The sequence below is a fragment of the Pseudomonas cremoris genome (assembly GCF_014230465.1).
Map to the genome: position 1 here is coordinate 38204 of NZ_JAAXCY010000013.1, position 21750 is coordinate 59953.

21 protein-coding genes and 1 riboswitch are annotated in these 21750 nt (G+C 60.8%); of the genes, 7 read left to right on the plus strand and 14 right to left on the minus strand.

The window, feature by feature from the left end; genetic code table 11:
* Window positions 1–2: 2 nt before the first annotated feature.
* On the minus strand, window positions 3–908 hold the full coding sequence (locus tag HF257_RS27485; protein ID WP_185709153.1) for a LysR family transcriptional regulator: 906 nt from the start codon (window positions 906–908) through the stop codon (window positions 3–5).
* A gap of 108 nt (window positions 909–1016) precedes the next feature.
* On the opposite strand from HF257_RS27485, the gene HF257_RS27490 reads away from it, so the two are divergent.
* Genes HF257_RS27490 through HF257_RS27500 form a run of 3 tightly spaced genes read left to right on the plus strand, consistent with a single transcriptional unit; the run spans window position 1017 to window position 3537 of the window.
* Window positions 1017–2249, plus strand: a complete 1233-nt coding sequence (locus HF257_RS27490; RefSeq protein ID WP_185709154.1) for a D-amino acid dehydrogenase — start codon at window positions 1017–1019, stop codon at window positions 2247–2249.
* 10 nt (window positions 2250–2259) lie between these two features.
* Complete coding sequence (locus HF257_RS27495; RefSeq protein WP_185709155.1) at window positions 2260–2610, plus strand: RidA family protein; 351 nt, start codon at window positions 2260–2262, stop codon at window positions 2608–2610.
* Window positions 2611–2634: 24 nt separating this feature from the next.
* Complete coding sequence (locus HF257_RS27500) at window positions 2635–3537, plus strand: transporter substrate-binding domain-containing protein (RefSeq protein ID WP_185709156.1); 903 nt, start codon at window positions 2635–2637, stop codon at window positions 3535–3537.
* Between the two features lie 140 nt (window positions 3538–3677).
* Here the strand turns inward: HF257_RS27500 and HF257_RS27505 are convergent, their stop codons facing one another.
* Both HF257_RS27505 and HF257_RS27510 read right to left on the minus strand, forming a co-directional pair.
* Window positions 3678–4397 (minus strand): 16S rRNA (uracil(1498)-N(3))-methyltransferase, encoded by a 720-nt coding sequence (locus tag HF257_RS27505; RefSeq protein WP_185709157.1) that lies wholly within the window; start codon window positions 4395–4397, stop codon window positions 3678–3680.
* Between the two features lie 90 nt (window positions 4398–4487).
* Window positions 4488–5894, minus strand: coding sequence for an adenosylmethionine--8-amino-7-oxononanoate transaminase (locus HF257_RS27510; protein ID WP_185709158.1), 1407 nt, complete (start codon window positions 5892–5894; stop codon window positions 4488–4490).
* Between the two features lie 250 nt (window positions 5895–6144).
* Here HF257_RS27510 and HF257_RS27515 point away from each other — a divergent pair, with 250 nt between their 5' ends.
* Both HF257_RS27515 and HF257_RS27520 read left to right on the plus strand, forming a co-directional pair.
* Window positions 6145–6696, plus strand: a complete 552-nt coding sequence (locus tag HF257_RS27515; RefSeq protein WP_185709159.1) for a cytochrome b — start codon at window positions 6145–6147, stop codon at window positions 6694–6696.
* 32 nt (window positions 6697–6728) lie between these two features.
* Entirely contained in the window at window positions 6729–7307 is a 579-nt protein-coding gene (locus tag HF257_RS27520) for a YceI family protein (RefSeq protein ID WP_185709160.1), read from the plus strand.
* Between the two features lie 85 nt (window positions 7308–7392).
* Here the strand turns inward: HF257_RS27520 and HF257_RS27525 are convergent, their stop codons facing one another.
* From HF257_RS27525 to ahcY, 10 genes are all read right to left on the minus strand, one after another.
* Entirely contained in the window at window positions 7393–8136 is a 744-nt protein-coding gene (locus tag HF257_RS27525; protein ID WP_185709161.1) for a hypothetical protein, read from the minus strand.
* A gap of 12 nt (window positions 8137–8148) precedes the next feature.
* Window positions 8149–8964: an acid phosphatase gene (locus HF257_RS27530; protein WP_185709162.1), complete on the minus strand. Its 816-nt coding sequence runs from the start codon at window positions 8962–8964 to the stop codon at window positions 8149–8151.
* 14 nt (window positions 8965–8978) lie between these two features.
* Complete coding sequence (locus HF257_RS27535) at window positions 8979–9821, minus strand: MipA/OmpV family protein (protein WP_185709163.1); 843 nt, start codon at window positions 9819–9821, stop codon at window positions 8979–8981.
* A gap of 72 nt (window positions 9822–9893) precedes the next feature.
* Window positions 9894–10928: a DUF1254 domain-containing protein gene (locus HF257_RS27540; protein WP_185709164.1), complete on the minus strand. Its 1035-nt coding sequence runs from the start codon at window positions 10926–10928 to the stop codon at window positions 9894–9896.
* A gap of 161 nt (window positions 10929–11089) precedes the next feature.
* A complete protein-coding gene (locus HF257_RS27545) occupies window positions 11090–12076 on the minus strand; it encodes an AraC family transcriptional regulator (protein WP_185709165.1) in 987 nt (328 codons plus the stop codon).
* A gap of 148 nt (window positions 12077–12224) precedes the next feature.
* Complete coding sequence (locus HF257_RS27550) at window positions 12225–14114, minus strand: DEAD/DEAH box helicase (protein ID WP_185709166.1); 1890 nt, start codon at window positions 14112–14114, stop codon at window positions 12225–12227.
* Window positions 14115–14335: 221 nt separating this feature from the next.
* Entirely contained in the window at window positions 14336–15127 is a 792-nt protein-coding gene (locus tag HF257_RS27555) for a substrate-binding periplasmic protein (RefSeq protein ID WP_185709167.1), read from the minus strand.
* A 63-nt stretch (window positions 15128–15190) separates the two neighbouring features.
* Window positions 15191–16273: a hypothetical protein gene (locus tag HF257_RS27560; protein WP_185709168.1), complete on the minus strand. Its 1083-nt coding sequence runs from the start codon at window positions 16271–16273 to the stop codon at window positions 15191–15193.
* Between the two features lie 85 nt (window positions 16274–16358).
* Window positions 16359–17204, minus strand: a complete 846-nt coding sequence (gene metF / locus HF257_RS27565) for a methylenetetrahydrofolate reductase [NAD(P)H] (RefSeq protein WP_185709169.1) — start codon at window positions 17202–17204, stop codon at window positions 16359–16361.
* Between the two features lie 95 nt (window positions 17205–17299).
* Window positions 17300–18709 (minus strand): adenosylhomocysteinase, encoded by a 1410-nt coding sequence (gene ahcY / locus HF257_RS27570; protein ID WP_185709170.1) that lies wholly within the window; start codon window positions 18707–18709, stop codon window positions 17300–17302.
* Between the two features lie 21 nt (window positions 18710–18730).
* Window positions 18731–18837: riboswitch (S-adenosyl-L-homocysteine riboswitch) on the minus strand.
* 198 nt (window positions 18838–19035) lie between these two features.
* Between ahcY and HF257_RS27575 the strand changes: the two genes are divergently transcribed.
* Window positions 19036–19440 carry an acyl-CoA thioesterase gene (locus HF257_RS27575; RefSeq protein ID WP_185709171.1) on the plus strand — a complete coding sequence of 135 codons (405 nt, stop codon included), beginning with the start codon at window positions 19036–19038 and terminating at the stop codon, window positions 19438–19440.
* 75 nt (window positions 19441–19515) lie between these two features.
* Window positions 19516–20403 (plus strand): formate/nitrite transporter family protein, encoded by an 888-nt coding sequence (locus HF257_RS27580; RefSeq protein ID WP_185709172.1) that lies wholly within the window; start codon window positions 19516–19518, stop codon window positions 20401–20403.
* Here HF257_RS27580 and HF257_RS27585 read toward each other — a convergent pair.
* Window positions 20397–21656: a cation:proton antiporter gene (locus HF257_RS27585; RefSeq protein ID WP_185709173.1), complete on the minus strand. Its 1260-nt coding sequence runs from the start codon at window positions 21654–21656 to the stop codon at window positions 20397–20399. The two genes, HF257_RS27580 and HF257_RS27585, sit on opposite strands and share 7 nt — an antisense overlap.
* Window positions 21657–21750: the final 94 nt, after the last annotated feature.

The window sequence follows — 21750 nt, forward strand, 5'->3', positions numbered from 1 at the left end:
TCCTACAGGAGGTTGGCCAACTGCTCTTGAGCCCAGCGGCCTGAAATGCTCAGTAAATGGGCCAACATATGCGGCGGCGGCTCGTCGGCGCGAGTCAGCGCGTACAACGTGATCGGCAGCGGTGGCGTGAGCGTGCGGATACAGGTGGTGGCCGTCGAGGCACCCAGCGCGGTGAAGGGGTCGATCACCGTAAGGCCTGCGCCAGATTCCACCATGGCACGGGCCAAAGAATAGGTTTGCACGGAGATCGTCACCCGAGGCGGTGGGTCGACGTTTTCCAGGTAGCTGTCGAGTTTGGCCGCTAAAGGGTCGGCGCTGGAAAGGCCAATCAGCGGCGCGCCAGCGAGGTCGGCCAAGGCCAGTGGTTTGCTTAAATCAGACTCGGCCCAATAACCCTTGGATGCCAACGCCACCAACACACCGTTGGCCAACACCTGCGTGGTCAGCCCCGGATGGCCGGAGAAGTTGAGCGTCAGCGCCAGATCGATTTCGCGCATCAACAGCTTCTGTACCAACTCGCGGCTATGGTCGCTGGACAGCTCGCAGGCCATGGCCGGGTAGTCGCGTTTCCATTCCAGTATCGCCGGTGGTAGCAGCGACAGGGCCAACGCCGGAATCGCACCAATGCGTACACTTTGGCCAGGCTCACGGCGCAAGCTCTTGGCCAGGCGCCTTACGCCTTGCAGGCTTTCGGTGACTTTCTCGACTTCGCCTTCCAGCGCCAGGGCTTCCGGCGTGGGCTGCAATTTGCCGCGCACGCGCAGAAACAGCGGGAAACCCAGTTGCAACTCCGCGTGCTGCAACACCTTGGTCACCGCCGGTTGCGACACGTGCAGCAACTGCGCGGCTGCGCTGACCGAGCCGGTCTGGCGGATGGCCTGGAAGATTTCGATATGACGCAGGCGCATGGCAAGTCCATAACCTTTGTTTATAGGTGACCCATCTTTATTCATTGTCGGTGGCCTGTCACCTGCCCCTAGGCTTGAAGCCTGTTAATTCATTGACTGGGGGCTGGGATGGCCAAGCAGGTTTGCATCATTGGCGGTGGGGTCATCGGCTTGGCCAGTGCGTATGCGTTGGTGCGGGCGGGCCATGAAGTGACGCTGATCGACGCCCGCGACACCTTGGGCAGCGAAACCAGTTTCGCCAATGGCGGGCAGTTGTCCTACCGCTATGTTGCGCCGCTGGCGGATGCCGGTGTGCCGCTGCAAGCCATCGGATGGCTGCTGCGCGGCGACTCGCCGCTCAAGCTGCGCCCGCGCCTGGACCCTCAGCAATGGCGTTGGATGGCGTCGTTTCTCGGCGCTTGCCGTGGCTCGGTCAACACACGCAATGCCGCCCATTTGCTGCGCCTGGCGTCGCTGAGCCAGTCCACGTTGCAGCGGTGGCGTGAAGACGATCACCTGGACGGTTTCGACTGGCGGCGCAACGGCAAGCTGGTGACTTTCCGCAGCGCCCAGTCGTTTGAACATGCCCGCAGCAAGGTCACCGATATCCTGCAGCAACAGGTGTTGTCGGCCGACGATTGCGCGCGTCTGGAACCGGCGCTCACCGGCGGTGGCTTTGTGGGGGGGATCTATACGCCGAATGAAGAAGTGGCCGATTGTCATGCCTTCTGTCAGCGCATGGCGGCGCGGCTTGAAGCGTCGGGACACTGTCGCTTTTTGCTGGGACGCAAAGTCACGGGGCTTCGTCATGCCGACGGTGCGGTACAGGCCATTGAGCTGGGTGACGAGGTGATGCCTGTGGAAAACCTGGTGCTGGCAGCTGGGTACCGTAGCACCGAGCTGGGCGTTTCGTTGCCGCTGTATCCGCTTAAGGGGTACAGCCTCAGCGTGCCGATTGGCGCGCAGCACCAGGCGCCGAACGTAAGTATCACCGACTATGACCGCAAGATCGTCTACGCCCGTATCGGTGAGCAACTAAGGGTGGCCGCCATGGTGGATATCGTCGGCTTTGACGCCAGTCTCGAACCTAAACGACTGGCCCTGATGAAACGCCAGGCGTTGGAGACATTCCCTATGGCGGGCGACTACGCCCATGCGGTGGAATGGGCCGGCATGCGCCCGGCCACCCCGACCGGCGTGCCGCTGATCGGCGCCAGCGTCTATCGCAACCTGTGGCTGAACCTGGGTCACGGCGCCCTCGGTTTTACCCTGGCGTGCGGCAGCGGCCAATTGCTCGCGGAGTTGATCGATCAACACGCCCCTTCCATTGATATGCAGGGCCTGACGCCCCGCGCCGCTTGAGGATGCATTGATGACCATCACCCGAATCAGCAGCAACGACCGGCTTTCTGGCGCCGTGACCTTTAAGGATCTGGTGTTCCTGTCGGGCCAGGTACCGGGCGACGGTCAGGACGTGACGACCCAAACCCGGGAAGTTCTGGCCAAGATCGACGCGCTGCTGGCCCAGGCGGGCAGTGACAAGGACCACCTGCTCAACGCGACGATTTACCTGAAAGACATCGATGATGGCTTTGCGCCGATGAACGAGGTGTGGTCTGCGTGGCTGTCACCGGGCATGGCGCCCACCCGCACCACCCTGCAAGCGGCACTGGCGCGGCCGAGTGTGCTGGTGGAAATCAGCGTGATCGCGGTACGTAAATAACTGCAAGACCAACGGAGAATAACAATGAAAAAGATCCTGTTGACCGGCTGCACCCTGGGGCTTTTGCTGGGGGCGCACGCGCATGCAAACGAAGCTCCACTGACGGGGGCGTTAGGCAAGATCGCCAGCGCCAAGTCCATCACCTTGGGCTATCGCGATGCGTCGGTGCCGTTTTCCTATGTGGGGGATCACAGTGGCAAGCCCATGGGCTACTCGGTGGAGCTGGCGAACAAGATCGTCGAGCGCATCCAGCAGAAAACCGGCGTGGCCAACCTCAACGTGAAATACAACCTGGTGACCTCCCAAACGCGCATTCCGCTGGTGCAGAACGGCACCGTCGACCTGGAGTGCGGCTCCACCGGGGTGACGGCTGAGCGGCAGAAACAGGTGGCGTTTTCCTACGGGTTTATCTACGTGAAGGGCCAACTGCTGACGGCGAAGGACAGCGGTATCAACGGTTTTGCCGACCTTGCCGGCAAGAATGTGGTGACCACCGCTGGCACCACCAATGAGCGCTTCCTGAAAAGCTACAACGCCGAGCACAAAGCCAATATGTTCGTGATCAGCGCCAAGGATCATGGCGAGGCGTTCAAGATGCTCGAAACCGGTCGCGCGGCTGCGTTCTACATGGATGATGCGCTGCTCTACGGCGAGCGCGCCAAGGCCAAGGACCCGCACAACTGGGTGGTCGTCGGCCAAGAACAGTCGCGGGAAATCTACAGCTGCATGCTGCGCAAGGACGACCCGCAGTTTCTGGCGGTGGTCAACGAGACGCTCGGCGACCTGTACCGCTCGGGGGAGATCAACGGGATTTACCAGCGTTGGTTCGAACAGCCGATTCCGCCCAAGGGCTTGAACCTGGAGTTCCCGATGACCAGCGAGCTGAAGGCGATTATCGCCAAGCCGGTGAGTGATCCGGTGGAGTAGTTGCCTGGTAACCCAATCCAAATGTGGGAGCGGGCTTGCTCGCGAATGCGGTGTGTCAGTCACAGATAAGCTGACTGATCCGACGCTTTCGCGAGCAAGCCCGCTCCCACATTTTTGATTGGGTTTGCAAAGGGAGAGGGTTAGAAATCGCCCCACAATTGTTGCGCGACCGCCAGCGCTACCACCGGCGCGGTTTCGGTGCGAAGCACGCGCGGGCCGAGACGCGCGGCGTGGTAACCGGCCGCTTGGGCAGCCCCTACTTCACCGTCGGTCAACCCACCTTCAGGCCCGATCAAAAACGCCAGGCTGGCAGGCTTGGCATGGCTGACCATCGGCTCCGCCACCGGGTGCAGCACCAACTTCAGATCCGCCTCGGCCTGTTTCAACCAGTCCGCCAGCAACAGCGGTGGGTGAATCACCGGCACCGTCGAACGCCCACACTGCTCGCAGGCGCTGATCGCCACCTGGCGCCAGTGCAGCAGGCGCTTGTCGGCGCGTTCATCCTTGAGGCGGACTTCGCAGCGGTCGCTGAAAATCGGCGTGACCGCATTGACGCCCAGCTCGGTTGCCTTCTGGATCGCCCAATCCATCCGCTCGCCCCGGGACAGGCCCTGGCCGAGGTGAATGTGCAGCGGTGATTCGGCCTGGCCGTTGAAGGTTTCCGTGAGTTGCACGGTGACGCGCTTCTTGCCGACTTCCAGCAGGCTGCCCAGGAATTCCTGGCCGGAGCCGTCGAACAATTGCACGGCATCGCCTTCGCCCATGCGCAGTACGCGGCTGATGTAATGCGCCTGGGCCTCGGGCAATTCGTGGTCGCCGAGGCTCAGCGGGGTGTCGGTGAAAAAGCGGGACAGTCTCATTTCTGTTCTCTGGAAAAATACAAAACCTGTGGGAGCCGGGCTTGCTGGGGATGACGGTAGCCCGGCAGCCGATCAGTTGAGTGAACTCAATCAGCCCGGGTCACGGAAACCCGGGTGGAAGTCCTTCGGCACCGCAACGCTGACGCTGCTGTTGGTGGCGATATCGATGCCTTCGCTGGCAACTTCTGCCAGGAAGTCGATCTGCTCCGGGGTAATCACATAAGGCGGCAGGAAATACACCACGCTGCCCAAAGGCCGCAACAGCGCGCCGCGTTCCAGCGCGTGTTCAAACACCTTCAAACCACGGCGTTCCTGCCAGGGGTAGGCGGTCTTGGTGGCCTTGTCCTGGACCATCTCGATTGCCAGCACCATGCCGGTCTGGCGCACTTCCGAGACGTGAGGATGATCAACCAGATGCGCGGTGGCGGTGGCCATGCGCTGGGCCAGGGCCTTGTTGTTTTCGATGACGTTATCTTCTTCGAAAATATCCAGGGTCGCCAACGCGGCCGCACACGCCAGCGGGTTGCCGGTATAGCTGTGGGAATGCAGGAAGGCACGCAGGGTCGGGTAGTCGTCGTAGAACGCGTCGTACACGTCATCAGTGGTGACCACCGCCGCCAACGGCAGGTAGCCGCCGGTGAGGGCCTTGGACAGGCACAGGAAGTCCGGGCGAATGCCGGCCTGTTCGCAGGCGAACATGCTGCCGGTGCGACCGAAGCCAACGGCGATTTCGTCGTGGATCAGGTGCACGCCGTAGCGGTCACAGGCTTCGCGCAGCAGCTTGAGGTACACCGGGTGGTACATGCGCATGCCGCCGGCACCCTGGATCAGCGGTTCGATGATCACAGCGGCGACGGTGGCGTGGTGCTCGGCGAGGGTTTGTTCCATCACCTGGGCCATCGTGCGCGAGTGGTCTTCCCAGCTCACGCCCTCGGGGCGCAGGTAGCAATCCGGGCTTGGTACTTTAATCGTGTCGAGCAACAGCGCCTTGTAGGTCTCGGTAAACAGCGGCACGTCGCCCACCGACATCGCGGCGATGGTTTCACCGTGATAGCTATTGGTGAGGGTGACGAAGCGCTTTTTATTCGGCAGCCCACGGTTGAGCCAGTAGTGAAAGCTCATTTTCAGCGCGACTTCGATGCAGGACGACCCGTTATCGGCGTAGAAGCAGCGTGTCAGGCCTTCTGGCGTCATCTGCACCAGACGCTCGGACAGCTCGATTACCGGCTGGTGGCTGAAACCGGCGAGGATCACGTGTTCCAGTTGGTCGACCTGGTCCTTGATGCGCTGGTTGATGCGCTGGTTGGCGTGGCCGAATACGTTGACCCACCAGGAACTGACGGCGTCGAGGTAGCGTTTGCCTTCGAAGTCTTCCAACCACACGCCTTCACCGCGCTTGATCGGGATCAGCGGCAGTTGCTGGTGGTCTTTCATTTGGGTGCAGGGATGCCACAGCACGGCGAGGTCGCGTTGCATCCACTGGTTGTTCAGGCCCATCTTTCGTCTCCTCGAAGCAACAATCGCGCAAGCCTATGCAATGGGCGGCGGTGTCACAACCCATTACACGTGAATTGAAGGTAAACGTAGGACGGTCTGTCACGTTTCTTCGGGATAGTCCTTAATCCAAGGTTAATTTAGGCTTCATACCCTCAAGATCGCATTTCTTGATATTTCAAAGCGAAATTTTCCGCTTTAAATCGATAGGTAACACGCTAGTCTTGGGCGCAGCTCTTACGGGATTAAGTACATGCAGCTACGTAACTCACCGGCCCGTTATGGCTGGGTCAGCATCGTTTTACACTGGGGCGTGGCCCTGGTGGTGTTCGGTTTGTTTGCGTTGGGCCTGTGGATGGTCGGTCTCGATTATTACAGCGCATGGCGCAAAGACGCACCGGACCTGCACAAGAGCATCGGCATCACGCTGTTCGCCGTCATGCTGGTACGTATCGTCTGGCGCTTGGTCAGCCCGCCACCACCACCGCTGGCGAGCTACAGCCGCATGACCCGTATCGGTGCCGCATTTGGCCACGCGTTCCTTTATCTCGGGCTGTTTGCGGTGATGATCGCCGGTTACCTGATTTCCACCGCAGACGGTGTCGGTATCCCGGTGTTTGGCCTGTTTGAGATTCCTGCCGTGGTTTCCGGGCTACCGGACCAGGCAGACACCGCAGGCGTGGTGCATTTGTACCTTGCCTGGGTGTTGGTGGTTTTCGCCGGCTTGCACGGCGTGGCTGCATTGAAACACCACTTTATTGATCGTGATGTGACCCTGACGCGAATGCTGGGGCGCAAAGCCTGATGTTCAACCTCGACTCACAAGGAATAGAAAGCATGTTGAAAAAGACTCTCGCCGCTCTGGCAATTGGTTCTGCTCTGCTGTCCGCAGGTTCGGCGATGGCTGCTGACTACAAGATCGACAAAGAAGGCCAGCACGCCTTCATCGATTGGAAAATCAGCCACCTGGGCTACAGCTTCATTCACGGCACGTTCAAGGATTGGGATGGCACGTTCAGCTGGGACAAGGCCAAGCCAGAAGCCAGCAAGATCTCTGTCGAAGTGAAAACCGCCAGCCTGTGGTCCAACCACGCTGAACGTGACAAGCACATCGCCAGCAAAGACTTCCTGGACGTTGGCAAATTTGCCGATGCCAAGTTCGTATCGACCGCAGTCAAGCCTACCGGCGAGAAAACCGCTGACGTGACCGGCGACCTGACCTTGCACGGCGTTACCAAGCCTGTGACCTTCAAGGCGACTTTCAACGGTGAAGGCAGTGATCCATGGGGCGGCCAACGTGCTGGCTTCAACGCCACCACCACACTGAACCTGAACGACTTCGGCATCAAAGGCCCAGGCCCGACTTCCCAGACGGCTGACCTGGACATTTCGCTGGAAGGTGTAAAACAGAAGTAACGCTTCATGCCTGACAAAAAGCCCCGACTGGTTCGGGGCTTTTTTGTGTCTGGAAAACACCCTGGATTACCGGTGAAAGGGGGCTTTAGAACCGCCCACTGATACCCAGCAACGGGCCCTTCTGCACGATGTCGTAGACAAAACCATCGTGCTGGTAATTGACCCCCATGGCCCGGTAACCGGCCACGGCCGAAAAACCGGGCAGGAACTCCCAGCCTGCCAACGCTGCCAGGTCCCAGTCTTCCCGAGACTGCCCGGCGCCTGCCATGCCCCAGGCTGACAACCAGAACCGGTCGTTCACTGCATAGTGCCCACGCAGGCCTGCCATGGCGTCTGCCCACGTCGCGTTGTCAGAACCCGACCGCCCACCCAGTGGTCCGCCATGGAAACTGAGGGTGGTGCCGCTGTACCAGACACGCATGCCGCCGGCGATATCCAGCCGACGACTGTCATCCCCCAACACCGTGTAACCACCTCCCAGGAACCCGGACGCTGTCTTGCTTTCGACCTCCAGCTTGGCGCCGCCCGGCAAGCGGTTGCGGGTGTCGGTGTCGATGTACATCAAGTCGGCGAGTACGCTGTAGGGGCCTCGGCGTGCCTCGCCCATCAGCATCACCGACATATCGACCGTCTTGGCGATGTCGGAAAAGTCTGACTTTATGAACTGGGTTCCGGTACTGCTATGGCCTACGTGGCCTCGGATGCCGGCGCCCCATACATAAGGTCCGCCGTTGAAGGTCCAGTCATCGTTGTCGGCCGCCATGGCGGGTCCAGCGACGAGAAAGGCGCCGGCCAGCAGGGCCAGGCGCCGTAAAGAGGAGTCAGTCATGCTTTCTCTCGATCAGTGCTGGGTCAGCGAGAGCGCCACGCCCTCGGCCGCACAGTCCTCGGTTGGCTTCAAGCCAGCTTTTTGCGCGGCCTTGACCTCTTCCTTCGCCACCGCAAGGTCCGCCAGGAACGCCGGGTTGCTATGCAAGCTCGCCACGGTCGCGGCGCCCATGATGCGGCCTGCGTCCACATCGCTCTGCCAGTGGGCATTGCAGATGACCCGGCTCTGGCCGAATGACAACCCGCGAGTCATCAGTTCAGTCGCGCGTGCAGGCTGAACCTCAGCCAGCAACAGCCCCCACGCCCAACCGGCAGCGGAGTGGCCCGACGGCCATGAACCATCGGTGCGTAGCAGCGGCTCCATGTCGGCACGGCAGGTGCCTTCGTTATGAGCCACGAAGGGGCGGGTGCGGTTGTAGGCGTTTTTTCCGGCGTAGGTAGAGCCGCCGGCATCCGATAGGGTGCGTTGCATCAAGGTGTACAGATGCGGTGTGGTTTTTTCGGTGATGGGTGTGCCCATTGCGCAGGAGAACGCCTGGGCCGGGCCTGGGAATTGCAGTTCAGCATCCGTGGCCGCGAGCTTTTCCCGGGCCGTACCCCGTAGCGCCAATGCTGCTCGCCGCGCCTCCTCGTCCCGCGCAAACGCCGCAGAGTCAGGCTTGGGCGGCGCGCCCAGCAATGCCAGGCGCAGGGGCAAGTCCTTCGAATCTAGATAGCCGGGGGCCAGCTTGAAGTGCGGGTCGGTGACCTTGGGTGACGCATCGTCGGCAAGCACCAGCCCTGACCAGAGCAGGCCGACCAGCCCCAGCTGCTTATGCACTGTTTTCATCGAGTGTTCCCTCATCAAAACCGGTACAGGGCATTCAGATAGGCGCCTGCGCCCACGTTTTCACCCGTCAGCGGGCTGTTGCGAGCATCGGAGACCAAGGCGTAGGTCTTGATGCCGCCTTCCAATGCCAGCTGCGGCTGCCATTGCCAGGTGAGGCCCAGCTTCAAGGTCACGTCGCGCATCCCGCCGCCCGGGTGGTATTCCTCGAAACCGGTACGCGCCGCTTGTTGGGCGGTGACGCCGAAGCGCGCCATCATGTCTTTGTCATTGCTCCAGGTGCCGTACACGGTCGAGTCCAGGGTCAAGGTCGAAGACAGTGCGTAGGCGGTGGCGTAGCCGGCTTCCAGGTACGCGGTACGCCCCAGGCTCTCGCCACCGTAATCGCGGCTCTGGCTGGCTTGCAGGCCGCGCACGAACAGGCGGCCGGCCGGTAACATCCAATACGCTTCGGCTCCCACCAGAGCAGTGCTGTCCAGATTGCCCATGCCCTTCAAGTAGTCGTCACGACCGCCCAGGGTGTGGATTCTCTCTTTGCGACCCTGGTCGTACCCAAGCAGCAGGGCCACGCCGAATGGCGAGAGCCCAGGCAAGTCCCAGCGCAGGCCTTCCGGGAAAGAGGCGGTGAACTTGCCCCAGCTTTCGGTTGGCATGACCGCTTTGAGTTTCAGCGATGGGAACGCGGCGTAGTGCGAAGAACCTTCGTACAACGGGCCAACGGCGAGCCCGCCGCCGACGGTCACGGACGGCTCATTGGAGTCGTCTGCGTGTACCGGCAATGTCATCGCCAGTGCCAGCGTCGCACCGGTAATGAGTGTCACGGGATGCTTGAGGAAGTTTGAACCACCGATGGTTGTCATTGCTTATTTCCTTGGGTGTAAAACCAAACTTATTGGCGTATGTGCTGAGTGATAAACGGGCGCAGTGGTTAATCAGCGTGCGACGGGCTGCGGCTTTGGAAAGCTCCATTGGCCATTCAGGATTTGTTCGCTCGGCTGATAAAGTCTGACGGTGTAGTTCCAGCCAGGAGTTGTAGGCAGGCAGTTGGCGATCTTTCCATCGCACCCGCCGAACTGGATGGCGATGCTGCCGTCCGCACTTTTCTTGGCCGTGAGGTTGTTCAACGAATAGGCGTCATAGGGGTTCTTTTCGAAGTAACCGTCGGCGTTATAAACACTGACGGACCAGAAACTATTGACCGGGACATCACCCACGTTGAGTCGGTAAACGGTTTTCCCGTCGTTCTTGGGCATCACACCGCCGAGGTAGATAGCGTCCTTGGCCGGGTTGCCACCCCACCCTGTTGCTGTGCCGATCAGGTGATGGATCGGGTTGACCGCGCTCTTGAGGCCAAAAGACTGGTTGTAGTCGGGAATGGTCGAACCCAGGACTTCCAGGGCTTCACGCACCTTTGTCTGGCTGGCCTGGTCCCACTTGGGGACTACGAATTCGCCGACTTTGGCCTGGCTGACGGTGATTGCGTCCTGCAGCGCATGCACTGTTTCAAGGTCTTTGCGGTCTGCAGGGTCGAAGAACGTGCGCACCGCGACAAATACGTAGCGTGTGCCAACTGCCTGTTTCGTTAATGTCCGGCTGCCAGCGCCGTAAGTAACGATGGGCACGTAGTGGTCTTCATTGATGACCGCCATCGACATGAACCGCCCACCGGCCTCAGGCAAGTTGATCGTGACGGGGCCGGCATCCAGATCGAATACCGCTGATGAATAGAGTGTGTCCCGATTCATGCGAACCACGTTTTGGGCATCGATGGGCACGGCTTCGCGGCTATGAACAAAGCGGCCCAAGCTGCCGGTGGCGACCATTTTTCCTAAATAGAGGTCGGATTCGGCACGGGCAAAGTTGTCCACACCCACCGGTATTGTTGCCTCCGGGGAGGACTGGGCGTATGCACTTCCAAAAGTTGCCAGCGCCATGGCGAAGATGCAGGCCGTGGATGAGTGGGACATTTAAACCTCAGGGTTCTATAAGTTGGCGTTAACTTTTTGACTGTATAAGAACGCCCTCGCGCGAACTTGCCATTTGGTGCCAAAAGCAAGGCGAGCGCGCACGCGAACACCGCCCATGAGCGGGGCCGCGCGGTTGGAGAGGGGAGGGTCAGGCGGGGTGTTTAGTGATCTTGTTGCAACAAAATGGAGCGAAAGCGCGACGGCGGTGTGCCCGTCCAACGCTTGAAGGCACGGGTAAAGTGTGCGGGATCGCTATAGCCGACCATATAGGCAATTTCGGTCGCGCTGTACTTGCCGGTGGCGATGAGTTGAAGGGCTTCGCTGCGCCGTGTCTCGTCACGCAGGGCGTCGAAATCGATACCGCAATGTTCGAGGCGGCGCTGCAAGGTTCTGGCAGACAGCCCGATCTTTCTTGAAATAGTAAGCAGTTTGGATTGTTCCTGATCCGATATCTGCCGGGCGAGCACGTCAGCTGCGTCAGAGGTCGACTTCAAGGCCTGGGTAGTTTTCCAGGCAATATCCCGAACCGGTTGCAGGGGGATCTCGAGCAACTCACGATCGAATTCGATCATGTTGTACTCGGCGTTCATCACCAGGTTGGGCCCCAGGTACTCTTCAAGGGCCTCGTCGCCTTTTTCTCGCGGGTTTTTCAGGTGAACCCGGATGGCGCCAGGCGCGCCGGCCATCAGCGGTACTTTCCTGAGCACGGCCAGGGTGCCGAAAATGACTTGCTTGGGATCAGCACCGTGCTGGCCGGTGAAGTGTTGGATCAGTCTCGTCGTACGGCCTTCGGTGAGGATTTTTACTTCGCTGCCTTGATGCACCAAACCCGTATGAACCGCCGCCGCCGCACAGGCCTGGGCGAGATTGGTCGAGCCCAATATCAATTCGCCCCATATGCCGGTTGAGCGCACTTCGGTCAGGTGCCCGATGGTCGCACCGCCGAACGGATCCTGGGCGGCGGCGGCCATTTCGTTGGCGATGTGAAAGCAGGCCTCGCGGGGTACCCAGGCCTCGGGGTTTTGAAACACGTGGGGGGAAATACCAAAGCGCCGGAAGAACTCCAGCGGCGACACTCCACGCATGCTCAGGTAGGGGGCGATTTGCCGAAGCGTACTGAGTTTGATCGCTGGCGCGGCATTCGTCATGAGTATCGTCCCAGCCATTCGGGGTCAGTGATGGCACTGTTGGTGGCCAAGTAAACACGATGGTTGCGCCAGTGACAAGGTGATCTCTGGCGTCAAATGACATGCACAAAAAAGCCCCGACTCCTGCGAGCCGGGGCTTTTTGTTCAACTAGCGGTTGCGTGTCAGCAGCGCTGGCTTCTCACCACGAGGACGGCCTGGCAGTTGATCCAACTGCTCGGGTGTCGGGAAACGATCCGCTTTCGACTCCTTGTGGATGATCTTCGGCGCCGGGCCGCCGCGCGGGTTTTGTACCGCTGGCTCGGACGAACGAGGCTGGTCGTCACGGGCTGGGCGGCGGTTGTTGCTGCGCGAGTCTTCGCGACGAGCCTGGCCATCACGTGGCGCGCCATTGCGCGGGCCGTTGCGCTTGGCAGGCGGAGTACCGGTGGTACCGCCGCTGCTGTTACGCGGGCCGTTCTGGCGACCGCCTTGTGGCTGGCCACCGCGTGGTGCGCCAGTACCGGCGCCCGCGCCCTGTGCCGGAGCACCTGGACGACGGCCACGGCCTTGGGCCGGCTTGGCCTGGGGCACGTAGTCAACGCGGTTACCGAAGTTATCCACGTCGTCGTCGAGGAACTCGTCCGGGGCACGGTCGGCGGCGCGTGGTGGCTGGCTCGGCTGGCGCTGTTCGCGGGCCGGGGTACCTTCACGTGGCTTCTGTTCGCGGGCTGGGCGTTCGCCACGGCCGTTGGTAGGCGCTTTTTCCTTGCCGCCTTTGTCTTTGCCCTTGTCGCGACGACCACCGCCACCACCGCCGCCGTTCGGGCCATCGCCCTTCGGACCGCGCGGGTTGCGTGGATTACGCACGTCAGGACGCTCGCGTGCTTCTGGCTTCTCGGCCTCTACAGCGCTGGCATCGAAGCCCATCAGGTCGCCGTCGGCGATTTTCTGCTTGGTCATGCGCTCGATGCTTTTCAGCAGTTTTTCTTCGTCCGGTGCAACCAGGGAAATGGCTTCACCCGAACGACCGGCACGGCCAGTACGGCCGATACGGTGCACATAGTCTTCGTCGACGTTTGGCAGCTCGAAGTTGACCACGTGCGGCAATTGGTCGATGTCCAGGCCGCGGGCGGCGATATCGGTGGCAACCAGGATACGCACGGTGCCGGCCTTGAAGTCGGCCAGGGCTTTGGTGCGCGCGTTCTGGCTCTTGTTGCCGTGGATGGCAACGGCGGTGAGGCCGTGCTTGTCCAGGTACTCGGCCAGGCGGTTGGCGCCGTGCTTGGTGCGGGTGAACACCAGCACCTGTTCCCAGGCGCCTGCGGTGATCAGGTGGGCCAGCAGCGCACGCTTGTGGCTGGCGGCCAGGCGGAAGACGCGTTGCTCGATACGCTCGACCGTGGTGTTCGGCGGCGTGACTTCAATGCGTTCCGGGTTGTGCAGCAGCTTGCCGGCCAGGGCGGTGATGTCTTGGGAGAACGTTGCCGAGAACAGCAGGTTCTGACGTTTGGCCGGCAGGCGCGCGAGGACCTTTTTCACGTCATGGACAAAGCCCATGTCGAGCATGCGGTCGGCTTCGTCCAGTACGAGGATTTCCACGTGGGACAGGTCGACGCTGCCTTGGCCGCACAGGTCGAGCAAGCGACCCGGGCAAGCCACCAGCACGTCCACACCGCGGGACATGGCCTGAACCTGTGGGTTCATGCCAACGCCGCCGAAGATGCAGGCACTGACGAACTTCAAGTCGCGGGCATACAGCTTGAAGCTGTCGTGCACTTGGGCGGCGAGTTCGCGGGTAGGAGTCAGGACCAGGACGCGCGGTTGGCGCGGGCCGTGACGCTGGGATTTGTCCGGGTGACCGTTGGGAAACAACCGCTCCAGAATCGGGAGGGCGAAGCCGCCGGTTTTACCAGTACCTGTCTGAGCCGCAACCATCAGGTCGCGACCTTGCAACACGGCGGGAATGGCCCGCTGTTGCACCGGAGTAGGCTCGGTATAGCCCGCTGCCTCGATGGCGCGGACTAAAGCCTCGGAGAGACCGAGGGAAGCAAAGGACATGAGTAATCCTGTTTTAGTTAGGGCTTGGCCCAAAGGGATAATCTTGCCGGGCGTGAATGACGCTTAGGGGAGCGTTATCCCGTCCGGTCCTGCTGCGTCTGGCGGGCACTCCACCGGCTCGCGCGGGCTGAAAGCTGCGCAGTAGCTGGGTTGGGTGCCTTTTTCAAGACTTCAGCGGCCGGGCGTAAGCCTGGCGGAAAGGCCGGAGTATAACAGAGCAATCACGGCGCGCTGCTTTCCTGCTGCTCAACGGTGTGTCCGGAGGCCGTATTTGCTTGAAATCCACCGTATTTGGCGCTCAAGGCTGCGTAGGCTGGCTCTTGTTTGAAGCGCTTGAGTTCAGCGGCAAAGCGTTGCACCAGCAGGTCCATGCCGGCGCCACGGCGTACCGCCAGGAATTGCTGCTGCCGACTGACCACGACGGGTGCTTGGCTGACTTTGTCTTCCAGGCCCATTTCCTTGAGCACATGCTGACCTACGCGGCGGTCGGTGATCACCAGGTCGATACGTCCGAGCAGCAATTTGCCGAAGTTGGCTTCGTGGCTGGGTGCTGGCTCGCGGTGGAACAGGGTGGAATCGGCGAAGGGTGAGCCGTACAGATAGCCCGGCGAGGTGCCGACGGTCAGGTTGTGCAGGTCTTCGAGGGTTTGGGCGGGGTGTGGGCGTTCGTTGGCGTAGTACAGCACGAACTCCACTTCCGACAACGGTTCGCTGGGATACAGCAACAGGGTGTCGCGGTCGTGGCTGTGGAAAATATCCAGCGCGCCGTCGGCGTTGCCTTGGTCGAGCATCGCCAGGCAGCGCTTCCAGGGCAGGAACTGCCATTCAACGTCCACGCCCAGGCGCTGGAACACCGTCACCGTGGTTTCGTAATCCAGACCGCGCATCGTGCCGTGGTCATCGTAGACGTAGGGGGCCCAGGGCTCGGTGACAATGCGCAATTTCTCGCCATAAGCGGCCAGGCTCAGGCAAGTAAAAAGCGCAGCGGTCAACAGCTTCAAAAGGGCGGGCATGCCCTGAGGTTACGACGCTCCTGCATGAAAGAGAAGCTCTGGCACGCGTATCCGCAGGCGGTGCTATTTAGCCCCTGAGGTCATCAGGTGTTCGTAGATGGCAGCGCGCCGCTCGCCCAGAATCATGCGCACCAGGGGGTTGGCGAACCAGTGCTCCAGTTGATGGGCGTCGACCGGGCTTTTCTGGCGCTCTTCCTGATTTTGCCGAGCCTTGTCCCACCAAACCGGGCCACAGGCTTGGTCGAACTCGTTTTCGTGTTCGTAGCAACCGTAGAGAATTTCGCGGATGAACTGCTGCTTGCGCTTGGGCAACGCCAGGGTAATCAGCTTGTACATCAGGCGCTGCAGGCGTGGCGGGCGGGGCAGGTGGGCGGAGACCTTGCGGGTGTCTGCCAGGGCGGCGGCGTTGACTGGGTCGGCCGCGTGCTTGTTGATCCACGCTTTAACCTTGGCGCGAAACAACTGCTTGCGGCTCCAATAGTGGTGGATCAGGTCTGGGCACTGGCGCACGTTGACTGTGCGGTAGGCCGCGACCGACAGGCAGAACTCTTCCAGGGTGTAGGCGCCACCCGCGAGCAGATACAGGTCGTCCATCAGTTGGATGGAGTGATCCAGCAGGTGCGCATCCTCTCGGGCCAGGCCCATGACGCCGGAGTTGAGCAGCGACATGTTGTCATCGGCCAGGCCCTTGTCTGCCAGCACCTTGGCCAGCGCGCTGTACAGCACGCTTTCACGGTTGTCGCCGTACTTGGCGTGGAACGCGTTACAAAGCACGGTGCCGGGTGACACGCGTTCGAACAGCGCCATGGGTGAGTCATGGAAAAACGTGTCGGTGTCGATCAGCAGCGCGCGTTCCGAGGTTTCAAGCACCTGGCGCAACAGCACGTGTTTGGTCCGGAAATGATAGCCGTGGGGCTCGCTCCAGCGTTTGCGGGTGGCTTCATCCAGCGTGTGGACCTGCACCGGCAAGCCGCGGTAAGGCTCGGGGTTGTCGCTGAATACCTGGATGTCGAGTGGCAGGTTCTGGGTGCCGCCCAGATGCGCCAGGGCACTGGCGATGCTGAATACCGCTTCCTGATGGTAAGTCTCGGCGCCAAAAACCAGGTAAACCAGTTGCGGGCGTTGAGTCGTGGACGCTGTATTCATTTACTGCTGGCTTCCTTTCCGGTGGGGATAAAAACAAAAAAAGGCCCCCGTATAAACGAGGGCCTGGATGCTGCTTGAACAAACCTCAGCGTGGCAGCTTGAGATTGTTCCAGATTGCGAGGCTCGGCTCAGCCTGGTTCAGGGTATAGAAGTGCAACCCTGGCGCGCCACCTTGCAACAAACTTTCACACATTTCTGTGATGACCTGCTCACCGAACGCCTGGATGCTCTTGACGTCGTCGCCATAGGCTTCCAGTTGTTTGCGCACCCAGCGTGGGATTTCGGCGCCACAAGCGTCGGAAAAACGCGCGAGCTTGCTGTAGTTGGTGATCGGCATGATGCCCGGCACGATGGGGATATTCACGCCCATGGCCCGTACACGCTCGACAAAGTAGAAGTAGCTGTCGGCATTGAAGAAGTACTGGGTGATCGCACTGTCGGCACCGGCGTTGGCCTTGCGCACGAAGTTCCGCAGGTCTTCTTCGAAGTTGCGTGCCTGTGGGTGCATCTCCGGGTAAGCCGCCACTTCGATGTGGAAGTGGTCGCCGCTTTCTTCGCGGATGAAGCTCACCAGGTCGTTGGCGTAGCGCAGCTCACCGCTGGCCATGCCCATGCCGGACGGCAGGTCGCCACGCAGGGCAACAATGCGCTTGATGCCGGCTTGCTGGTATTGGGTCAGCAGGCCGCGCAGGTCGTCCTTGCTGTCGCCCACGCACGAAAGGTGCGGAGCGGCGGGAACTTTGACTTGGCTTTCCAGCTGCAGCACGGTGTTGATCGTGCGGTCACGGGTCGAGCCGCCGGCGCCGTAGGTGCAGGAAAAGAAGTCGGGGTTGTAGCTGGCCAACTGCGTAGCAGTCGCCATCAGTTTTTCATGCCCAGCATCGGTCTTGGTCGGGAAGAACTCGAAGCTGTAGCGACGTTCTTGGGACATGGTAATAACCCTATGAAACTCAGATACCGGAAGTCATGCACCGCCGCTCCCACATAAAGCCCGCTCCCCTTGAAAGGGAGCGGGCCGCAGGCCGATCAGTAGCGGTAAGCGTGCGGCTTGAACGGACCTTCAACGGTCACGCCGATGTAGTCGGCCTGGGTCTTGGTCAGTTGAGTCACGACGCCGCCGAAGCCGCGGACCATTTCCAGGGCCACTTCTTCGTCGAGTTTCTTGGGCAGTACTTCCACGGTCAGGCGCTCGGCTTTCTGGGCTGGCGACAGGTCGGCGTATTTCTGGTCGAACAGGAAGATCTGGGCCAGTACCTGGTTGGCGAACGAACCGTCCATGATGCGGCTTGGGTGGCCAGTGGCGTTGCCCAGGTTAACCAGACGGCCTTCAGCCAGCAGGATCAGGTAGTCGTCGTTCTGCGGGTCGAAATCACCAGCACCGGTACGGTGAACCTTGTGGACCTGTGGCTTCACTTCTTCCCATGCCCAGTTCTTGCGCATGAAAGCGGTGTCGATCTCGTTGTCGAAGTGGCCGATGTTGCAGACAACAGCGCGCTTCTTCAGGGCTTTGAGCATGTTCGCGTCGCAAACATTCACGTTGCCGGTGGTGGTCACGATCAGGTCGATCTTGCCCAGCAGGGCTTTGTCGATGCTGGCTTCGGTGCCGTCGTTCTGGCCGTCGATGAACGGCGAAACCACTTCAAAGCCGTCCATGCAGGCTTGCATGGCGCAGATCGGGTCAACTTCGGAGACCTTAACGATCATGCCTTCCTGACGCAGGGACTGGGCCGAACCCTTGCCCACGTCACCGTAGCCGATCACCAGGGCTTGCTTGCCCGACAGCAGGTGGTCGGTGCCGCGCTTGATGGCATCGTTCAGGCTGTGACGGCAGCCGTACTTGTTGTCGTTCTTGCTCTTGGTCACCGAGTCGTTGACGTTGATGGCCGGGATTTTCAGCTCGCCCTTGGCCAGCATGTCCAGCAGGCGGTGTACGCCGGTGGTGGTTTCTTCGGTCACGCCGTGGACGCGGTCCAGGATGGCCGGGTATTTCTTGTGCAGCAGCTCGGTCAGGTCGCCGCCGTCGTCGAGGATCATGTTGGCATCCCAAGGCGCGCCATCTTTCAGGATGGTTTGCTCCAGGCACCACTCGTACTCTTCTTCGGTCTCGCCTTTCCAGGCGAATACCGGGATACCGGCGGCAGCGATGGCGGCAGCGGCCTGGTCTTGAGTCGAGAAGATGTTGCAGGACGACCAACGCACTTCGGCACCCAGGGCAACCAGGGTTTCGATCAGCACGGCAGTCTGGATGGTCATGTGGATGCAGCCGAGGATCTTGGCGCCTTTGAGCGGCTGCTCAGCGGCGTACTTGCGACGCAGGCCCATCAGGGCTGGCATTTCGGATTCGGCGATAAAGGTTTCGCGACGGCCCCAGGCAGCGAGGGACATGTCGGCGACTTTGTAGTCGTTGAAATCTGCAGGCGTGTTGACAGCGCTCATGAAGAGCCTCCATTCGTAGTGTGCGAATGGGCGCCGTTGTGCGTTTAGTATCAGGCCAGGACAATCAGGCCGGACAACGCCCCATCCGAGCCTGACAGGTTGAACCTGCTGCAGCGCCCCTCGGACAGGTGGCGGGAAAACGGTAACAAGTGGATGTGACCGTTTTGAAACGGCGCCGATTATAGCCGTGTGCGCCCCAGTTCCCAAGCCTTTCTGTCGGCCAAATGAAGATCGCCCATGGGCTTGATAGGCAATGGTGCATAGAGCTCTGGCGCGGGCTCTGCCATGATGTTGCCCATCATTCGGCAAGACGCTTTGGAGTGACCATGAACTTCCACACCCGCAAATGGGTAAAACCCGAAGACCTCAACCCCAACGGCACCCTGTTCGGCGGCAGCCTGCTGCGCTGGATCGACGAAGAAGCGGCCATCTACGCCATTGTCCAATTGGGCAACCAGCGTGTGGTGACCAAGTACATCTCCGAGATCAACTTCGTCAGCGCTTCGCGCCAGGGCGACATCATCGAACTGGGCATCACCGCCACCGAGTTCGGCCGCACCTCCATCACCCTGACCTGCGAGGTGCGCAACAAGATCACCCGCAAAAGCATCCTCACTGTAGAAAAGATGGTGTTCGTCAACCTTGGCGAAGACGGTCTGCCGGCACCGCATGGCCGTACTGAAATCAAGTACGTGAAAGACCAGTTCGCGGAAGAAAGCATCAGCGAGTAATCCTGCCGGGTCAGTGAACGCTCGTGACGGGCGACAGGTCGTACCTGAACAACACCCTCCTGTTCAGGTACGCCCATGGCCACGCAAGAAGACGGCAAGACCCCCAACCTGTCGCAGGAAGAGCAGCAGGACGTCGACAAGAACCAGCCACCCCGCGCGGCGGTGCTGCATGAAATCATCCGCACCCAGGGCGACCAGGAGCTGGAGCGCAACGTAGCGGCGCTGTGGTGGTCGGCGCTGGCCGCCGGCCTGACCATGGGCCTCTCGCTGATGGGCATGGGCCTGCTCAACTCGCGCCTGCCAGACGGTGAGGGGTTCAAGGTGATCGCCAGCTTCGGCTACTGCGCGGGCTTCCTCGCTGTGATCCTGGCGCGCCAGCAACTGTTCACCGAAAACACCCTGACCGCTGTGCTGCCGGTGATGAGCAAACCCACGCTGGCGAATGCCGGGCGTTTGCTACGGCTGTGGACGGTGGTGCTGGTAGGCAATTTGTGCGGCACCTTGCTGGTAGCGTACGTGATGCTGCACCTGCCGATTTTTGATACCAAGACTGACCTGGCTTTTCTGGAGATCGGGCGCAAGGTCATGGAAAACGACCCCGGCCAGATGTTTGCCAAGGGCATCGTTTCTGGCTGGATGATCGCCACCATGGTGTGGATGATCCCGTCGATGGAAAGCGCCAAGATGTTCATCATCATCCTGATCACCTACCTGATGGCCCTAGGCGACTTCACCCACATCGTGGTGGGTTCGGCGGAAGTGTCGTACCTGGTGTTTGCCGGCGAGTTGCCGTGGAAGGATTTCTGGCGGGTGTTCGCCGGGCCGACGCTGGCGGGCAATATCATTGGCGGCAGTTTTATCTTTGCGCTGATCAGTCATGCGCAGATTCGCAGTGAAAGCAGTTTGCCGGGCAAGGCTGCTGCGGACCCTAGGCATCCGCAGCAGATCAAAAAGGGTCAGTGATGCTCAGGTGCAAGCTGGGGCTCGTCCCGGGTCACGCGCTTGACCAGCTTGCCGATGCTCAGGCCCTGCAACAGGATCGACGACAGCACCACGATGTAGGTGATGCTCAGCAGCAGGTCACGTTCCGGGCCCAGCGGCAACGCCAAGGCCAGGGCAACCGACACACCACCACGCAGGCCGCCCCACGTAAGGATGCGGATGGTGCCGCGCGGCACCGTGCGCCAGCGACGTAGCAGCAAGATCGCCGGCGCCACCGTCAGCAGGCGCGAGAGCAGAATCGCTACCGCCAGCAAGCTGGCTGCGAACACGTGCAGCCAGTTGAACGGCAACAGCAGCAATTCCATGCCGATCAATGCGAACAGCAAGGCGTTGAGCATGTCATCGAGCAATTCCCAGAAACCGTCGAGGTAGCGGCGTGTCATGTCGTTCATCGCCAGTTTGCGGCCCAAGTTGCCGATGATCAGGCCCGCGACCACCATCGCAATCGGTGCAGAGACATGCAGTTCAGTGGCCATCGCGGAGCCGCCGATCACCAGGGCGAGGGTCAGCATCACTTCGATCTGGTGCTGCTCGATGCTCTTGATCATCAGGTACACCAGATAGCCGATCAAGCCGCCGAACAGCACGCCGCCAATCGCCTCATGGGCGAACAGCATGGCCGTGGCGGCTACCGTTGGGGTTTCGCCCAGCTGTGCAATGCCCAGCAACACGGTAAACACCACCACCGCCGTGCCGTCGTTGAACAGCGACTCGCCGACGATGGTGGTTTTCAGCGGTTTGGAGGCGTTGGCGGTACGCAGCACGCCCAGAACCGCAATCGGATCGGTGGGCGAGATCAGTGCACCGAACAGCAGGCAGTAGAGGAAGCTCACATGCCAGCCAAACAGGGCAAAGATGTAATAGGCCAAGCTGCCGATGACCACGGTGGCGATCAATACGCCGAAGGTCGCCAGCAGGCCGATGGGCCAGCGATAACTGCGCAGGTCACTCAGGTTGACGTGCAAGGCGCCGGCGAACAGCAGGAACGAGAGCATCCAGTTCATCAGCAAGTCGCCGAAGTCGATCTGGCCGATCAATTGCTGGATGCGTTCTTCCAGGCCCGGGTAGCCGAGCACGCTCAGGCCTTGCAGGATCAGGGAAAAAAGCAGGGCCGTGACCATTACGCCGATAGTGGGCGGCAGGCCGATAAAGCGGAAGTTCACATAAGTGAGCAGGGTGGTAAGGCAAATAAAGGCGGCGACAAGTTCAAGCATCCGGGGTCCTTGGAGGTTCAGAAGTCAGTAATGGGGGGATGGACCGCAGCTGCGGCGCGATGTTGCAGGGCGAGGCGCAAAAGTCCGACAGAAC

Coding starts and splice junctions, on each gene's coding strand:
- HF257_RS27485 (WP_185709153.1), bottom strand. CDS start 908: ATGCGCCTGCGTCATATCGAAATCTTCCAGGCCATCCGCCAGACCGGC.
- HF257_RS27490 (WP_185709154.1), top strand. CDS start 1,017: ATGGCCAAGCAGGTTTGCATCATTGGCGGTGGGGTCATCGGCTTGGCC.
- HF257_RS27495 (WP_185709155.1), top strand. CDS start 2,260: ATGACCATCACCCGAATCAGCAGCAACGACCGGCTTTCTGGCGCCGTG.
- HF257_RS27500 (WP_185709156.1), top strand. CDS start 2,635: ATGAAAAAGATCCTGTTGACCGGCTGCACCCTGGGGCTTTTGCTGGGG.
- HF257_RS27505 (WP_185709157.1), bottom strand. CDS start 4,397: ATGAGACTGTCCCGCTTTTTCACCGACACCCCGCTGAGCCTCGGCGAC.
- HF257_RS27510 (WP_185709158.1), bottom strand. CDS start 5,894: ATGGGCCTGAACAACCAGTGGATGCAACGCGACCTCGCCGTGCTGTGG.
- HF257_RS27515 (WP_185709159.1), top strand. CDS start 6,145: ATGCAGCTACGTAACTCACCGGCCCGTTATGGCTGGGTCAGCATCGTT.
- HF257_RS27520 (WP_185709160.1), top strand. CDS start 6,729: ATGTTGAAAAAGACTCTCGCCGCTCTGGCAATTGGTTCTGCTCTGCTG.
- HF257_RS27525 (WP_185709161.1), bottom strand. CDS start 8,136: ATGACTGACTCCTCTTTACGGCGCCTGGCCCTGCTGGCCGGCGCCTTT.
- HF257_RS27530 (WP_185709162.1), bottom strand. CDS start 8,964: ATGAAAACAGTGCATAAGCAGCTGGGGCTGGTCGGCCTGCTCTGGTCA.
- HF257_RS27535 (WP_185709163.1), bottom strand. CDS start 9,821: ATGACAACCATCGGTGGTTCAAACTTCCTCAAGCATCCCGTGACACTC.
- HF257_RS27540 (WP_185709164.1), bottom strand. CDS start 10,928: ATGTCCCACTCATCCACGGCCTGCATCTTCGCCATGGCGCTGGCAACT.
- HF257_RS27545 (WP_185709165.1), bottom strand. CDS start 12,076: ATGACGAATGCCGCGCCAGCGATCAAACTCAGTACGCTTCGGCAAATC.
- HF257_RS27550 (WP_185709166.1), bottom strand. CDS start 14,114: ATGTCCTTTGCTTCCCTCGGTCTCTCCGAGGCTTTAGTCCGCGCCATC.
- HF257_RS27555 (WP_185709167.1), bottom strand. CDS start 15,127: ATGCCCGCCCTTTTGAAGCTGTTGACCGCTGCGCTTTTTACTTGCCTG.
- HF257_RS27560 (WP_185709168.1), bottom strand. CDS start 16,273: ATGAATACAGCGTCCACGACTCAACGCCCGCAACTGGTTTACCTGGTT.
- metF (WP_185709169.1), bottom strand. CDS start 17,204: ATGTCCCAAGAACGTCGCTACAGCTTCGAGTTCTTCCCGACCAAGACC.
- ahcY (WP_185709170.1), bottom strand. CDS start 18,709: ATGAGCGCTGTCAACACGCCTGCAGATTTCAACGACTACAAAGTCGCC.
- HF257_RS27575 (WP_185709171.1), top strand. CDS start 19,036: ATGAACTTCCACACCCGCAAATGGGTAAAACCCGAAGACCTCAACCCC.
- HF257_RS27580 (WP_185709172.1), top strand. CDS start 19,516: ATGGCCACGCAAGAAGACGGCAAGACCCCCAACCTGTCGCAGGAAGAG.
- HF257_RS27585 (WP_185709173.1), bottom strand. CDS start 21,656: ATGCTTGAACTTGTCGCCGCCTTTATTTGCCTTACCACCCTGCTCACT.